This window comes from Streptomyces solicamelliae (assembly GCF_045348655.1).
GTDB lineage: Bacteria > Actinomycetota > Actinomycetes > Streptomycetales > Streptomycetaceae > Streptomyces > Streptomyces solicamelliae.
In genome coordinates, this window is record NZ_CP160404.1 from 4,515,915 (window position 1) to 4,530,234 (window position 14,320).

Annotated in this window: 17 protein-coding genes; 8 read left to right on the forward strand and 9 right to left on the reverse strand. The window is 72.0% G+C overall.

Going from position 1 to position 14,320, the window contains the following annotated elements; translation table 11 throughout:
- Positions 1 to 193: 193 nt before the first annotated feature.
- The 5 genes from ABZO31_RS21155 to ABZO31_RS21175 all read left to right on the forward strand — a co-directional run bounded on the left by ABZO31_RS21155 (position 194) and on the right by ABZO31_RS21175 (position 3,003).
- Complete coding sequence (locus tag ABZO31_RS21155) at positions 194 to 433, forward strand: chaplin (RefSeq protein ID WP_406862798.1); 240 nt, start codon at positions 194 to 196, stop codon at positions 431 to 433.
- A 203-nt stretch (positions 434 to 636) separates the two neighbouring features.
- Positions 637 to 1,083 (forward strand): hypothetical protein, encoded by a 447-nt coding sequence (locus ABZO31_RS21160; protein WP_406862799.1) that lies wholly within the window; start codon positions 637 to 639, stop codon positions 1,081 to 1,083.
- 253 nt (positions 1,084 to 1,336) lie between these two features.
- A complete protein-coding gene (locus ABZO31_RS21165) occupies positions 1,337 to 1,597 on the forward strand; it encodes a hypothetical protein (protein ID WP_406862800.1) in 261 nt (86 codons plus the stop codon).
- Between the two features lie 275 nt (positions 1,598 to 1,872).
- Positions 1,873 to 2,382: a hypothetical protein gene (locus ABZO31_RS21170; RefSeq protein WP_406862801.1), complete on the forward strand. Its 510-nt coding sequence runs from the start codon at positions 1,873 to 1,875 to the stop codon at positions 2,380 to 2,382.
- A gap of 348 nt (positions 2,383 to 2,730) precedes the next feature.
- Positions 2,731 to 3,003, forward strand: a complete 273-nt coding sequence (locus ABZO31_RS21175) for a chaplin (protein ID WP_406862802.1) — start codon at positions 2,731 to 2,733, stop codon at positions 3,001 to 3,003.
- Between the two features lie 76 nt (positions 3,004 to 3,079).
- On the opposite strand, the gene ABZO31_RS21180 is transcribed toward ABZO31_RS21175, so the two are convergent.
- Positions 3,080 to 3,946, reverse strand: a complete 867-nt coding sequence (locus ABZO31_RS21180; RefSeq protein ID WP_406862803.1) for a tyrosinase family protein — start codon at positions 3,944 to 3,946, stop codon at positions 3,080 to 3,082.
- Positions 3,930 to 4,328, reverse strand: a complete 399-nt coding sequence (locus tag ABZO31_RS21185; protein ID WP_406862804.1) for a tyrosinase family oxidase copper chaperone — start codon at positions 4,326 to 4,328, stop codon at positions 3,930 to 3,932. Before ABZO31_RS21185 ends, ABZO31_RS21180 begins: the two co-directional genes overlap by 17 nt.
- Before the next feature lie 173 nt (positions 4,329 to 4,501).
- Between ABZO31_RS21185 and ABZO31_RS21190 the strand changes: the two genes are divergently transcribed.
- Positions 4,502 to 4,999, forward strand: coding sequence for a DUF5949 family protein (locus tag ABZO31_RS21190; RefSeq protein WP_406862805.1), 498 nt, complete (start codon positions 4,502 to 4,504; stop codon positions 4,997 to 4,999).
- Between the two features lie 4 nt (positions 5,000 to 5,003).
- A complete protein-coding gene (locus ABZO31_RS21195; protein ID WP_406862806.1) occupies positions 5,004 to 5,663 on the forward strand; it encodes a vitamin K epoxide reductase family protein in 660 nt (219 codons plus the stop codon).
- 30 nt (positions 5,664 to 5,693) lie between these two features.
- Here ABZO31_RS21195 and ABZO31_RS21200 read toward each other — a convergent pair whose 3' ends face one another.
- Positions 5,694 to 6,317: a TetR family transcriptional regulator gene (locus ABZO31_RS21200; protein ID WP_406862807.1), complete on the reverse strand. Its 624-nt coding sequence runs from the start codon at positions 6,315 to 6,317 to the stop codon at positions 5,694 to 5,696.
- Positions 6,317 to 7,003, reverse strand: coding sequence for a PAQR family membrane homeostasis protein TrhA (trhA, locus tag ABZO31_RS21205; RefSeq protein ID WP_406865426.1), 687 nt, complete (start codon positions 7,001 to 7,003; stop codon positions 6,317 to 6,319). The genes ABZO31_RS21200 and trhA overlap by 1 nt, the downstream gene beginning before the upstream one ends.
- A gap of 227 nt (positions 7,004 to 7,230) precedes the next feature.
- Between trhA and ABZO31_RS21210 the strand changes: the two genes are divergently transcribed.
- Positions 7,231 to 9,054: a phosphoenolpyruvate carboxykinase (GTP) gene (locus tag ABZO31_RS21210; RefSeq protein WP_406862808.1), complete on the forward strand. Its 1,824-nt coding sequence runs from the start codon at positions 7,231 to 7,233 to the stop codon at positions 9,052 to 9,054.
- Positions 9,055 to 9,208: 154 nt separating this feature from the next.
- On the opposite strand, the gene ABZO31_RS21215 is transcribed toward ABZO31_RS21210, so the two are convergent.
- The 5 genes from ABZO31_RS21215 to ABZO31_RS21235 all read right to left on the reverse strand — a co-directional run bounded on the left by ABZO31_RS21215 (position 9,209) and on the right by ABZO31_RS21235 (position 14,281).
- Positions 9,209 to 9,820, reverse strand: coding sequence for a hypothetical protein (locus tag ABZO31_RS21215; RefSeq protein WP_406862809.1), 612 nt, complete (start codon positions 9,818 to 9,820; stop codon positions 9,209 to 9,211).
- Positions 9,807 to 11,393, reverse strand: a complete 1,587-nt coding sequence (locus tag ABZO31_RS21220; RefSeq protein ID WP_406862810.1) for a substrate-binding domain-containing protein — start codon at positions 11,391 to 11,393, stop codon at positions 9,807 to 9,809. The genes ABZO31_RS21215 and ABZO31_RS21220 overlap by 14 nt, the downstream gene beginning before the upstream one ends.
- Entirely contained in the window at positions 11,390 to 12,592 is a 1,203-nt protein-coding gene (locus tag ABZO31_RS21225; protein ID WP_406862811.1) for a toxic anion resistance protein, read from the reverse strand. The genes ABZO31_RS21220 and ABZO31_RS21225 overlap by 4 nt, the downstream gene beginning before the upstream one ends.
- A gap of 22 nt (positions 12,593 to 12,614) precedes the next feature.
- Complete coding sequence (locus ABZO31_RS21230; RefSeq protein ID WP_406862812.1) at positions 12,615 to 13,715, reverse strand: hypothetical protein; 1,101 nt, start codon at positions 13,713 to 13,715, stop codon at positions 12,615 to 12,617.
- 173 nt (positions 13,716 to 13,888) lie between these two features.
- The gene (locus tag ABZO31_RS21235) at positions 13,889 to 14,281 is read right to left on the reverse strand and encodes a hypothetical protein (RefSeq protein WP_406862813.1); all 393 of its coding nucleotides are present in this window, start codon (positions 14,279 to 14,281) and stop codon (positions 13,889 to 13,891) included.
- Positions 14,282 to 14,320: the final 39 nt, after the last annotated feature.

Here is a 14,320-nt window from a genome sequence, read left to right on the forward strand (position 1 = left end):
GTATCCTTTCGGCAGTTTGCTCGTTGAGCGTGTTGCGCCTTTTTACGGCCGAATGCGGTTCGCGCCCCTCCAATGGCCCAAAGATCTGCTGAACGTCACCCGTTCGGGAGAGCAACCGATGAAATACGACTGCGTTGTTGATGGAGCCGGGCGAAACCGTCCGCACCGTCAGCACAATCGAGGAGCACTCTCCATGTCCCGTATCGCCAAGGCCGTAGCCCTGTCCGCCGTCGCCGCCGCCTCCGTCGCCGGTGCCGCCGGGTCCGCCGTCGCCGACGCCGGCGCGCACGGTGCCGCGGTGCACTCCCCGGGCGTCCTCTCCGGCAACCTGATCCAGGTTCCGATCAACATCCCGATCAACGCCTGCGGCAACACCGTCTCCGTGATCGGCGCCCTGAACCCGACGTTCGGCAACGTCTGCGTCAACTACTGACCCCAGGAGCGACCGCACGGGCCCGGCGCCCGCGCACCCGCCCAGGCCGGTGCGCCGCACTCCCTCGACGGAGCGCGGCGCACCGGCCTTTCCGCTGCCCGGAACACGTTCGGGCGCGGAACGTGGTCGAGCGGTTGCGGAGCGGAGTCTCTGCAGGTCAGGTTGGAAGGGAAGTTGTCCGACGCATAGGAAAAGGAACACACATGCGTCACGTATCCAGCCGCGCCTGCACCCTCGCAATATGCGCCGCTCTCACCCTCGGCGCGGCGGGACCCGCTTTCGCCGAAACCGCCCCGGCCCCCCGTACGGAGACCGCCGCGGTGGCCACCGTCGCCCCCGGATCCGCGCCGGCCGCGCCGGCGGACCTGACGGACGACGTCCTCGAGACCGTCCAGCAGACCGTCGCCGACCTGCTCGACTCCCTCACGGGCGACCCGCTCGGCCTGATCCCGCAGCTCACCACGACGGTGAACTCGCTGATCAGTCAGGTCCTCGACACGGTGCTCGGCGTCGACGTGCCCGTCCCGGAGCTGCCCGAGCTGGAACTGCCCGACGTGCCGACCCTGCCGGTCGACCCGCTGGTGGAGCTTCCCGCCGATCCCGCCGCCGATCCCGCCGTCGATCTCCCCGTGACGCTGCCGTTCCGTTAGGACGCACGTAACGCAGCCTCGCACCGGCCGTGCCGGCCCGGAATACCCGGGCCGGCACGGCCTTTTCCGGCTTCCGGTCCGAAAATCGCACCGGTCCTCATCGATCGAGTGCAAGGGCCGGAATTCCCATGACCTGGAGTTTCCGGCGCGAACAGGGCTCGTTACAGAAGTACGGAAACGACACGCCGGAATCCAGCAGGAGAACGGGAGTCCGGTGCGTCCCCTGACCAGCCCGCAGAGGAAGGACTCATTCATGAAGCCCACCAAGGTTGCCGCGGTCGTCGCCGGTTCGATGATGGCCCTGGGCGCGGCCGCGCCCGCGATGGCCGCCGAGGCCGCGCCCAGCCTGAACGGTGCGCTCGGTGCGCTCAGCAGCAGCCAGCCCCTCAAGAGCGACGCGCTGAGCAGCACCACCGACGGCTCCCCGCTCAAGGCCGTCACGGACACCGCCGAGAAGGTCAACCAGGTCGGCCAGACCGCCCCGCTGCTCGGCGGCCTTCCGCTCCCCAAGTAAGGGCGAGCGCGGTCAGGGTCTGCTCGGGACGAGGAGCCAGTCGTCCGGAGCGGGCCCTGCGCGCGATCCACGGGCCCCGCCGCCCGTCCCGTCGCGTCAACCGGTCGCCGCCGCCCTCACCGGCAAGGGTCGAGACGTTGCTGCGATCAGGCGAACTTCGCGACGCGGCGGTCAAGGGACTCGTTCTAGACGGCACAGCACCGACCCACCCACCCCTCCCCACCACAAGCTCCTGAAGGGCGTGCGCAGTGATGAACCTGCGAAATCGAGCCGGCATGGGAATCCTGATGTCCTGCCTGGCCTCCGCCGCGATGGCGTCGACCGCCTCCTCCGCGTCGGCCGCCGAGGCTCCCGTGGTCCTGCCGCTGCAGGGCCTGGAGACCGCGGCCCCCGGCCTGGACGCGCCGACCGTGGCGAGCGCCGTACCCCTGCCGGTGCCGGGCGCCCCGACCGGACCGACCGCCGAGCGCGGTGGTCTGCCGGACGCCCAGCTGCCCCGGGTCCCCGTCGCGAGCTCCGTGCCCGGCACCCTCGTCGAGGCCCCGCTGCCCGAGCTCCTCGACGGCAGCGAGATGGGCAGCGCGCTGCTCACCGCGCCCGGCTCGGAGCTCTCGGCCGCCACGCCGGGCGCGATCATCGGCACCCCGGTCGCCGTGCCCGACGGCCGGCCCGGCCCGCTCGGGCTGCCGCTGCCCGGGCTGAACGCGCCGGAGGCCGGGGTGCTCGCGCCGGCCCTGTCCGGGACCCTCGACTCCGGCCTGGGCGTCCAGCCGCCGGCGGTCTGACACCGGCGCGGAACGGGCCCTCGGCGAATCGTTCTTGTGTGATCGATGGAGGGGTCGTGAAGACACGATTCTTCCCCGCCACCCCAAGGGCTTTCGCTCGTTGCGACAGGAGGCTTGTCGCATGGCCGCGGCCCGTGGATCCGGGGTCCGTACCGCCGTATCCGACGGCGTGACGGATTCCGCTCCACGGGCCTTCCTCTTCCTCCAGGGAATTCGAACGCGAAAGCGCCGGATGAGTGATCCGGGTCGGCTGACACATTTCCCCGTTACCCCTTCCGCGTCACCGCGTTGAACGCCTGTGACGGCCGTGGTTCTCGCGGTCGCGTTTCACCGTTCAAGGAGTTCTTGATGTCTCGCATCGCGAAGGCTGCCGCCGTACTCGCCGGCACGGGTGCCGTCGCCCTCAGCGGAGCCGGCCTGGCCGTCGCCGACTCGGGCGCCCACGGCTTCGCCGCCCACTCGCCCGGCGTCGGTTCGGGCAACGCGGTCCAGGTTCCGGTCCACGTCCCGATCAACCTGTGCGGCAACACCGTCAACGTGATCGGCCTGATCAACCCGGCGTTCGGCAACACCTGCGCCAACGTGGACGGCGGCCACGGCGACGGCGGCTACGGCAGCTGACCACCCGCCTCCGGGCCGAGAGCGGCCCCCCGGTCCGAGGACCGGGGGGCCGCTCTCTCGTGCGGCGCCGGGAGCCCTACGCGTACCGGTAGATGTGCGAGACGTCCAGCAGGTCCGACGGCCGCACCTGCCACGGTGGCATCGGCTCGTGCAGCGCCGCGACCCGGCCGTGCTGCGGGTCCCCGGACGGCGGCGGCAGGGCCGGCCGGTAGCCGGACCGCGGGTGCCGGCGCTGCCAGCGCGTCCACAGGAGGTCCACGAACGAGTGGTGCAGCCAGAACACCGGGTCGTTGACCGAGGCCCCGCCCAGCATCATCCCGCCGACCCAGCGGTGCACCCGGTTGTGGTTGCGCCAGCTCGTGGGGCCCGAGCCCGGACCCCAGCCCTCCAGCAGATTGCGGAACCCGGAGCGGCTGGTGGAGTCCCAGGGCGAGACGTCGTACACCGCGTCGCCCATCGCCCGCTCCACGTCGGCCGGCGTCGGCAGGCTCAGCGGGGCGCGCGGCCGGCCGAGGTCGCGGGTGAGGAAGCGGGTGGTCGTCATCGCCGCCACGATCGGCCAGCGGCCGCCGCCGTACGCGAACGGGCCGGTCGTCACCCGCAGATCGCCCGGCCGGCCCGTCCCGCCCATGAAGTCCGCCGCCCACAGCGGGGAGTCCGCGCGGTTGTCCCGCGTCCAGTCCCAGTACGGAACGGTGACCGTCGGGTCGATCCGGCGCAGCGCCCGCTCGAAGTCGAGCAGCAGCCGGCGGTGCCAGGGCAGGAAGCTGGGCGCGCCGTGCGCCAGCCGCAGCCCGCCCTCGCCGTCGGCCCGGAAATAGTCGATGTGCAGGCGGACGAAGTCGTCGTACGTGCCGCGGCGCTTGAGTTCCAGGACCGCGTCGACGAAGCGGCGCCGCTCGGCCGGGGTCAGATCGCGCTGGTTCTTACGCACGTACGCCACGCGGGCTCCCTTCCGGGTGGCCGCCGTGGGCGGCGGCGAGCGGGGACAGCTGGGCGGAGCCGAGCTCGTCGACGGCCGCGCGGGCCGCGGCCAGCGGTGTCGGGCAGGAGCGGTAGTGGTCGATCGGGGTGAGCCAGCCGCCGTCGGCGCAGCGCATGACGTGCAGCGGGCGGCCGTCGACGCGGACCCGGACGGCCCCGGCGGCGAGCGGCTCGCCCTGGATGCGGCGACCGCGGTAGACCTCGTCGAAGGCGAGGCGGCCGCCGCCGGTGCGCGGTGCGTCCTTCTCCACGGCGGCGATACGGGCGAGGGCACCGCCCGTGAAGGCGGTGACGGCCACCGCGAACAGGGTGCGCAGGGCGTAGCGGCGCGGAACGCTCATACGGTCCTCTCCTGAGAGTTCTCCTGGGCGAAAGGCGAAAGGGCGAATGCCCTTCTGACTGAAACGAGGAAGAAGCACCGGAGTCACGGGTAAATCGCGGGGTCGGGTGAATGTCTGCCGGACGGGTGACACCGGCTCGGGCATTCCCCGGCGGGCCACTAGCATCCGGCGTCATGACCTCACCGAACGCGATTTCCCGGGCGCGCAGCGCCAATCCGCTGGGAACGCTCACCGTCATTCCCTGGACCATCGGTCCGCACGAGAACGCCTCCATCACGCCCTTTCTGATGGTGTATTCCCTCGGCGACGGCCGTGACGGCCCCGAGGCCGGCGAGGCCGCGATGCGGGCCGCCCTGGAGGGCATGGGGCTGCAGATCGGCGGCGAGGTCGCCGACGGCACCCGGCAGCCCGGTGCGCACCTGCTCGTCGAGGCCCGCCAGGCCGTGCTGACGCTGCCCTTCATGAAGGTGCAGTGCCCCGTGCCGGCGGAGTGGGAGGCGGCCGCGAAGGAGGGCGAGCAGGTGTACCTGATCGTCCCGACGAAGCCGTGGCCCGAGGCGGTGCCGGGGGAGACCGTGACCGAGGCGCGGCTGAAGACCTTCGTCGCCGACGGCGAGGTGGTCCGCAGCGCGGCCCACATGATGCTGCCGGTGCGCCGCATCCAGGGCTGATCCGATGGCCGGGACAGGTGTACGGGACGGGGTGCCGGGTCAGCGGCACCGGCTGGACAGGTCCCGGGAGACGGAGACCGGCGACGGGCGGATCGGCGCGAGCCGGGCGCTCGGGTGGCTGCTGGTCGTGACCGGCGCGGCGGGCGGGCTCGCCGGCTGGGTCATCACGCTCGACAAGTTCCACCTCCTGGAGGACCCGGGCTTCAAGCCGGGCTGCAGCCTCAACCCGGTGGTGTCCTGCGGCAGCATCATGAAGAGCGAGCAGGCGTCGGTGTTCGGCTTCCCGAACCCGATGCTGGGGCTCGTCACGTACGGGATGGTGGTGGCGATCGGGGCCGCGCTGCTGGCCGGGGCCCGCTACCGCCCCTGGTTCTGGCTGGGGTTGAACGCGGGCACGTTGTTCGGCGTCGGCTTCTGCACCTGGCTGATGCACCAGTCGCTGTACGAGATCAACGCGCTCTGCCTGTGGTGCTGTCTCGCCTGGACCGCGACGATCGTCATGTTCTGGTACGTGACCTCGCACAACGTGCGCACGGGCGTGCTGCCCGCGCCGGCGGGACTGCGCGGCTTCTGCGCCGAGTTCACCTTCGCCCTGCCGCTGCTGCACCTGGGGATCATCGGGATGCTGATCCTCACCCGCTGGTGGGACTTCTGGACGAGCTGACGGACGGGCCGGCGGACCGGTCGACCCGGGTCAGGGGCGCGCCCGCAGCGCCGGGCCGCCCCTGAGCGCGTCGACGGTGCGGCCGAGCAGCGGGACCAGCGCCTCGGGGTCGTGGCCCTGTTCGGCCCAGTACACGGTGGCCTCGCGCAGCGCGGCGAGCACGGCCGCGGTGAAGACCCGTACCTCCAGGTCGTCGGCGTCCCGGCCGGTGCGCCGGGCGAGGACGCCGGCCAGCCGCTGCGCGGTCTCCGCGGTGGTCTCGGTGAGCCGGGCCCGTACGGCGGGGAGTTCGACGAGCAGCCGGGCCCGCAGCAGGACCTGCTCCCGCTGCTCGGCCAGGGCCGCGCTCACGGCGTCGGTGACCACGGCGCGCAGGGAGTCCAGCGGGTCCTCTCCGGCGGGCCGGGCGAGCAGCCGGGCCTCCAGGAGCTCGTCGGCGTCGTCGGTGAGGAGGATGTCCTCCTTGACCGGGAAGTAGCGGGTGACGGTGCTGGGGGAGACGTCGGCCGCGGCGGCGAGCTGCTCGGTGGTGATCGTCTCCCAGGGCCGGGCGCCGACCAGCCGGTACGCGGCGCGGCGGATCGCGGCCCGGGTCCTCAGCTTCTTGCGCTCGCGCAGGGTGAGCCGGGGCGCCTCGTCGTCGGTGGAGCTCATCAGGCGTGCTGGTAGGCCACCAGCGAGATGCCGACGTAGTGGACGACGAAGGCGGCGAGGGTGAAGGAGTGGAAGACCTCGTGGAAGCCGAACCAGCGCGGCGAGGGGTTGGGGCGCTTCATCCCGTAGATGACGCCGCCGGCGCTGTAGAGCACGCCGCCGACGATGACCAGGACGAGGACGGCGATGCCGCCGGCCCGCATGAAGTCGGGCAGGAAGAAGACGGCGGCCCAGCCCATGGCGATGTAGCAGGGCGTGTACAGCCAGCGCGGGGCGCCGACCCAGAAGACCCGGAAGGCGATGCCGGCCGCGGCGGCCGCCCAGACGGCCCACATGAGGGGGCGGCCGGTGGAGTCCGGGAGCAGCAGCAGGGTCAGCGGGGTGTAGGTGCCCGCGATGATCAGGAAGATGTTGGCGTGGTCGAGGCGGCGGAGCACGGCCTCGCCGCGCGGGCCCCAGTTGCCCCGGTGGTACAGCGCGCTGATGCCGAACAGCAGGCAGGCGGTGAGGACGTAGATCCCGCAGGCGATCCGGGCCCGGGGCGAGTCCGAGAGCGCCACCAGCGTCAGACCGGCGACGATCACGGCGGGGAACATGCCGGCGTGCAGCCAGCCGCGCAGCCGTGGCTTCAGCGGTACCGGCGTCGGGGCCGTCGGTGTCAGCGGCACCGGCGGGGCCTGCTCCATCTGGGTCTCCTCCGGCACGGCTGCAGTCATGGCCCGAATGCTACCTACGCGCGCGTAGGTCCACGGCCGGAGTGGCCATGCTCACGTGGGCGGCCCTCTGGACATATGGGCACGGGGGTCGGTTACGATCAAATGAGTGCGGTCGGCACCGGATGAGCAGCTACGACGCATCCGGGTCGAAGCCCCCACGGGGCATACATCTGAAAACCCCTCATCAAGGAGCAATCGTGGCGCGCGAGAACGCGGCTCCCACCACCGTCCCCACCCAGCACAAAGAGCTTGTGGCCTGGGTGAACGAGATCGCCGAGATCACGCAGCCGGACGCCGTCGTCTGGTGCGACGGATCCGAGGCCGAGTACGAGCGCCTGTGCGAGGAGCTCGTCGCCAAGGGAACGTTCAAGAAGCTCGACCCGGTCAAGCGCCCGAACTCCTACTACGCGGCCTCCGACCCCACCGACGTGGCGCGCGTCGAGGACCGCACCTTCATCTGCTCCGAGAAGGAGGAGGACGCCGGCCCGACCAACCACTGGAAGGCCCCGGCGGAGATGAAGGAGATCTTCGCGGGCCAGGAGGGCATCTTCCGCGGCTCGATGAAGGGCCGCACCATGTACGTCGTGCCCTTCTGCATGGGTCCCGTCGGCTCCCCGCTCTCCGCCATCGGCGTCGAGATCACCGACTCCGCGTACGTCGCCGTCTCCATGCGCACCATGACCCGCATGGGACAGGCCGTCCTCGACGAGCTCGGCACCGACGGCTTCTTCGTCAAGGCCGTGCACACCCTGGGCGCCCCGCTCGCCGAGGGCGAGGCCGACGTGCCGTGGCCCTGCAACTCCACCAAGTACATCTCGCACTTCCCGGAGACCCGCGAGATCTGGTCGTACGGCTCCGGCTACGGCGGCAACGCCCTGCTCGGCAAGAAGTGCTACGCGCTGCGCATCGCCTCCGTCATGGCGCGTGACGAGGGCTGGCTCGCCGAGCACATGCTGATCCTCAAGCTCACCCCGCCGCAGGGCGAGTCGAAGTACGTCGCCGCCGCCTTCCCGTCGGCCTGCGGCAAGACCAACCTCGCCATGCTCGAGCCGACGATCCCCGGCTGGACCGTGGAGACCATCGGCGACGACATCGCCTGGATGCGCTTCGGCGAGGACGGCCGCCTCTACGCGATCAACCCCGAGGCCGGCTTCTTCGGCGTCGCGCCCGGCACCGGCGAGCACACCAACGCCAACGCCATGAAGACCATGTGGGGCAACTCCGTCTTCACCAACGTCGCGCTCACCGACGACGGCGACGTGTGGTGGGAGGGCATGACCGAAGAGGCGCCCGCGCACCTGACGGACTGGAAGGGCAACGACTGGACGCCGGAGTCGGAGACCCCGGCCGCCCACCCCAACGCCCGCTTCACCGTCCCGGCCGGCCAGTGCCCGATCATCGCGCCCGAGTGGGAGGACCCCAAGGGCGTCCCGATCTCCGCGATCCTCTTCGGCGGCCGCCGCGCCTCCGCTGTGCCGCTGGTCACCGAGTCCTTCGACTGGAACCACGGCGTCTTCCTCGGCGCGAACGTCGCCTCCGAGAAGACCGCCGCCGCCGAGGGCAAGGTCGGCGAGCTGCGCCGCGACCCGTTCGCCATGCTGCCGTTCTGCGGCTACAACATGGGCGACTACATGGCGCACTGGGTCAAGGTCGGCGCGTCCGCGGACGCCGCCAAGCTCCCGAAGATCTACTACGTGAACTGGTTCCGCAAGAACGAGGCCGGCAAGTTCGTCTGGCCCGGCTTCGGCGAGAACAGCCGCGTCCTCAAGTGGATCGTCGAGCGTCTGGACGGCAAGGCCGAGGGCGTCGAGACCCCCATCGGCATCCTGCCGACGAAGGCGGCCCTGGACACCGACGGCCTGGACCTGGCCGACGCGGACCTGGACTTCCTGCTCACCGTCGACAAGGAGGTCTGGCGCGAGGAGGCCGCCCTGGTCCCCGAGCACCTCAACACCTTCGGCGACCACACGCCGAAGGAGCTGTGGGACGAGTACCGCGCCCTCGTGGAGCGCCTGGGCTAGTCCCCGCACCGAGACTCGTGGCGGGTTGCCCCGAAACACCGCCCTGACCAGTGGGGTCACGACGGCCCGCCACGACGCAACGGCCCCCGGAAGCCACCCTCACCGTGCTTCCGGGGGCCGCAGCACGTCCGCGACCCTTCTGTCCGCGCCCGTTCTAGCGGTCCTCTTCCGTGAAGATCGTGTGGGCCTGCTGACGGCGGGACTCTATGTCCCGCATGTCGCTCGCGATCGACGTCATCCTCTGGTGCAGCGCGTTCAGCTGGCGCTCCAGGTGCCGCTCCGGCGGCTCCGCGCCCGGCGCCACCCGGTTCCACCAGCGGGTACGGACGAAGGCGTCCACCGCGTCCGGGATGTCCTGGCGGACCGTCCGGGACAGGGTGTGCATCGCCTCCGGGTCCTGCCTGAGCACGTCCGCGACCCAGCGCTCGTCGAGCAGCGCCTCCAGCACCGTGTTCAGCTCGGTCAGCCGGCCCGCCGCCGCCGGCGGCAGGTCGACCTCCGCGAGATACGTCCGCAGGGTCCCGAAGTTCTCCCGCAGCAGGCCCAGTTCCTCCTCCGGGTCCGGGAAGGGCGGCACCGGCGGACGCTCCGGCGGGGCGATCAGCGCGGCCGCGCCGTACAGCCCGGCGACGACCGCCGGCCAGTACGCGCCGGCCAGGCCGGTGAAGGTCAGCACCAGACCGGCCAGGCCCGCGGCGGATCCGGCCAGGTTCTTGCGGGACTCCAGGTAGCGGAGCACCGGGTGGGGGCGGTCACTGGTAGCCACGGATCTCCTCGAAGGCGCCGTCGAGCGAACCGGTCGTGGCGTCGAACAGCCGGCCGCCGGTGAGGTTCGCGATGCGTTCCAGCTCGGCGCGGTCCGAGTCGCCGAACAGGATCGGGAAGACCGGGGTGCTGCGGCGGTCCGCCGGGAGCTTCCCGTAGAAGTCCTCGAAGCCGGAGGCCGGGACCCCCGCGGTGTTCTCGCCGTCCGTCATCAGCACGATCGAGGTGAAGGCGGAGCCGGTGTCGCCCTTGCCGAGGACCTCGTACGCCTCCTGCAGACTGCTGTAGATCGCGGTCTCGCCGGAGGCGGACAGCCGGCCCGCGTCGGCGCGGATCGCGTCGAGCGCCTTCTCCGGGGCCTTCGGGTCGACCCTGTGGGTACGGACCTGGTCCCGCTTCACCGACGAGCCGAACGGCAGCAGCGTGACCTCCTCCCGGTCCCGGAAGTCCTCCGTCAGCTCGGTCAGCGACTTCTTCAGCCGCTCCAGGCGCTCGCCCGACATGGAGCCGGAGGTGTCGAGCACGTACACCGTGCGCGAGGGGCGGCGCAGCCGGTTCTCGTACGCGTCGAGCAGCCCGTCGGCCACCGACCGGCTGCCGGGGAAGGGCAGTTCGCGGCGGGCGTCGGCGGCGATCGCCTTCGCCGGCTTCACTCCGGGGACGACCGGGCGGCGCAGCGTCTTCTCGGTGATCAGCCGCTGGGCCTCCGCACCGCGCAGGTACGAGGTGAGGCGGCGGGCGGCGTCCTTGGCCTCGGGGCGGGCCGCCGTCAGGGTGGTGAACGGGTAGTCGGCGGTGACGACGCCGTCGCTGGGGCGGACCACCGTCAGCCGCTGCGGCTGGGAGAGCAGCACCGACTCGTAGTTCACCAGCGCGTCCACGTCGGAGCGGCGGGCGTAGGCGGTGGCCAGCCAGCCGGACGAGCCGGACGTCAGCTTCTGCCCGGCGAAGAACTCCTTCAGCCGGGGCGTCGCCCGCGCCACGTCCGCGTCGGTGAGCGCGGACTGCGCGCCGGACAGACCGGAGGCGATCGAGACCAGTGCGGAGAAGCCGGAGTTGGAGCGGACCGGGTCGGTCATGCCGTAGCCCAGCCTGCCGTCGGCGACGGCCCGGTGGACCTGCGCCCAGGTGACCTTCGCCGGGTCCCAGCCGAGCCGGGCGACCGCCTCGGGCCGCAGGCCCAGGGCGACCGGCGAGGTCATGACCGGCGTCTCTGCGGTGATCCGCTTCCCCGCCTCGGGGCGCAGCCGCAGATAGTCGTTGGACGACAGCCAGACGGCGTCGTACGCGGCGTCCGCCTTCCCGGAGGCCACCTGCTCGACGGCGTCGAGGGTGCCCGCGTAGGTGGGGCGCACGGCCACGCCGGTGGCCTTCTCGGCGGCGTCCAGGACCGGCTTCATGTCGGCCAGTTCGGAGGACGCGAGGACACGCAGAGTGCCCGACCTGTAGGTGTGGTCCTCGCCCTCGCCGTCGTCGCCGTCGGTCCCGCAGGCCGCGGTGCCGGCGAGGAGGAGAGCGGCGGCGAGCAGGGCGCCGGTGCGGCGGAGGGCCCGGCCCGTACGGGTACGTCTCATCCGAGTCCGCCCTCCAGTGCGCCGGTGCGGCGGGTGCGTTCCAAGTACGTGCTCGCGGCCTGGAGTTCGGACGTGAGGGACTGCACGGTCGAGGCCATCGCCTCGGTCGCCTGGACCTTGTACGTGTCGATGGCGTCGAGGGTGCGGTAGATCTGCTGGAACGCGGTGCGCAGGGTGTCCGCGGCCACCGCCGGGTCGGCCGCGATCCGCTGGATCTCGACGGACTGGCCGGCGATCACCTCCGAGTTGGTGCGGATCAGCTGGTCCGTGGTCGCCGTCAGTGCGTTGATCTGCTCGGTGACCTTGCGCTGGTTCTCCAGCGCGGAGGAGAGCATGACCGCGATGCGCAGCGCGGACACCGTGGTCGTCGCCGCCCGGTCGACGCCCTTGATCAGCTCGTCGTTGTTGCGCCGGACCACGTCCATCGCGAGATAGCCCTGGGCGCAGACCGCGAGCTGGGTCAGCAGGTCCTGGTGCTTCTGGCGGACGGGGAAGAGCACGTCGGCGCGGAGCGCGTCGGCCGCGGACGGGTCCGGGGTGGCGGTGATGTGCGCCTCGACGGCGGCGTCCAGGGCCTCGGTGAGCACCGCGTACTCCTGGAGCTTGCCCATGGTCTCCCACAGCCGTGCCCGCTCCGTCTGCAACGCGGCGTTGTCCCGGCGCAGTTCGTCCTGGCCGCCGCGGAGCGTCGTCACGATCCGGTTGAGGGTGGTCTGCGAGGAGGCGTACTTGGCAATGTGGTCGCGGACCTTGTTGCCGCCCGGCAGCTTCGCGAGGAGCTTGCGGGCCCCCTTCGCGGGGGTGTCGCGCGGGTCGAGGTCGTCGATGGTGCGGCGCAGCTCGACCAGCGACGAGCCGACGCGGGTCGAGGCGTCGCCGCCGCCGTCGGACAGCGAGTGGACGGTGCGGTCCAGCATCCGGTTGGTCTGCTGGGCGGCGCTGCGGATGTCGCCCGCGCCGAGGCCGGTGATCTCGCCGATGCGACCGGCGAACTCGGGCGAGCGCGGGTCGATGCCGGCGAGCGAGCCGACGTACTCGGAGGCACGCCGCGTCATCTCGGTGCGCACCGAGGCATCGAGCGGGACGAGCCCGGACGCCTGCTCGGCGCGGACCGGGGCGACCGGCTCGGGCGGGGTCAGGACGAGCGGCGGCTCGTCGCCGGGCGGGGTCAGAAGCGGTCCGTGCGGGCCTGCGGTCATGCGTGTGTCCCCCTGGTCTTCCTCAGGAACGGGCCCGCCGCGCCATCTCGTGCAGCACCTCGCTGGTGGGCACGGGCGCCTGGCGGACTCCGGTGAGCGTCTGGTTGATGCGGTCCTTGTGGGCCGCGGTGGCGGCGGTGAACTCGGCGGCGGCGCCCTGCGGGCGGAAGCCGTGCCGGACCGCGAGCTTGCGCAACTCCGGGTCGGTGGCGAGGAGTTCGCCCAACGCCCGGCCGTTCTCGGTGATCGGTACGACGGTGTGGTCGCTGCTCACCGTGGTGTCCGGGTAGAGCAGCACCAGGTCCCCGAGGTCCTGCCTCGCCAGCAGCTGGGAGGCGACCTGGGACTCGTACACCAGGACCAGCGGGTTGCCGACGCCGCTGATGAAGTCGCGGAACGGCGCGTCCGATCCGGCCTGTTGGGCGCCCTGCACCTGGGTGAGCTTGCGCAGCAGCGGCGCGGTGCGGTCCACGGCCGCGGTGTCGCCGGCGACCTTCCCGCCGTCGGCGACGTAACTCGCGGCGGCGAGGTACAGCGCGCCGGAGTTCGAGGCGACGGGGTCGGTCGAGGTGACGAACAGCGTGCCGCTCAACTCGCTGTGCTTCTCCGCGCCCTTGAGCTGCTGCCAGGTCCGGTCGGCGCGGACGGCGGCGAGGTACGCGTCCATCTTCAGCGTGCCGCCGGCCGGCCCGCTCAGCGTCGCGAGCCCGTTGCCCGCCAGCACCTCGGCGGCGCCGCGGTGCGCGACGACGACGAGCGGCGAGTAGAACGGGCGCTGCGGAGCGCCGGTCACCTTCGACTTGGCCTTGAGGGTGTCGGCGGGCGCCTTGGACGACGGGAACGCGAAGTCGTAACCCGTGAGGGTCAGTTGCTCCATGTCCCAGGACCCGGAGGTCTCCGTCGTCACGGTGTAGCCCTTGGCGGCCAGGGCCTTCACCACGTCGGGGTCGTCGAAGAACTCCGCCTTCTCCGACCCGATCACTCCACGCACGGTCTTCGTTGCCGTGCCGTCTCCTGTGTCGCGGCCTGCGACGACGGCTGCTGCCACACCGCCGATCAGCAGCACCGCCAGGATGATTCCCACGATGCGTCTCACGGGGGCAATCTGCTCGCGGAAACCCACATTCCAGGGGGAGTTGGGTGGACGCGAGGTGAAGCTGGTATCGCGGTACCGAACCGGAGTGGGGGATTTCGGTACGGGCGTGTCGATGCCGTTCGGTGCGGGGCCGGCGGTGTCGCGTCAGGGGTGGGTGGCGCCCGGTCCGCGCCGCCTCCCCGGCGCGCGGACCGGGGCCGTCAGGGGGCGCCGACCAGGTCGTGGTCGGCGAGGGCCGCGCTGTGGGCGTCCATGCGCTCGGCGGCGAGGATCGCGGCGGCGGTGTCGGCGCGGGAGGCCGCGACGACCAGGGCGCGGCCCGCGAGGGCGTGCGCGCGGCGGTGCAGTGCGGCGGCGTCCGCGCCGGACAGTCCGGCGTGCCGGGCCGGGGGCGCGCCGCGGAGCCGGGCGATCTGCTGGGCGATCAGCTCGCCGGCCGGTGCGTCGCCGAGCTCGTCGGTGACCGCGAGCAGCGCGGCGAGGTGGCCGGCCAGCTGGATGTCCAGCTCCTCCTCGCGGGAGCGGTGCGGGAAGGAGTCCTGGGCGTCGTCGGCCATCCGGTGGACCGACTTGGTGCGGATCGGTTCGTACATGGGGACGGCCTCCTGGGCGATAGCTCTGGAGGCATCCTA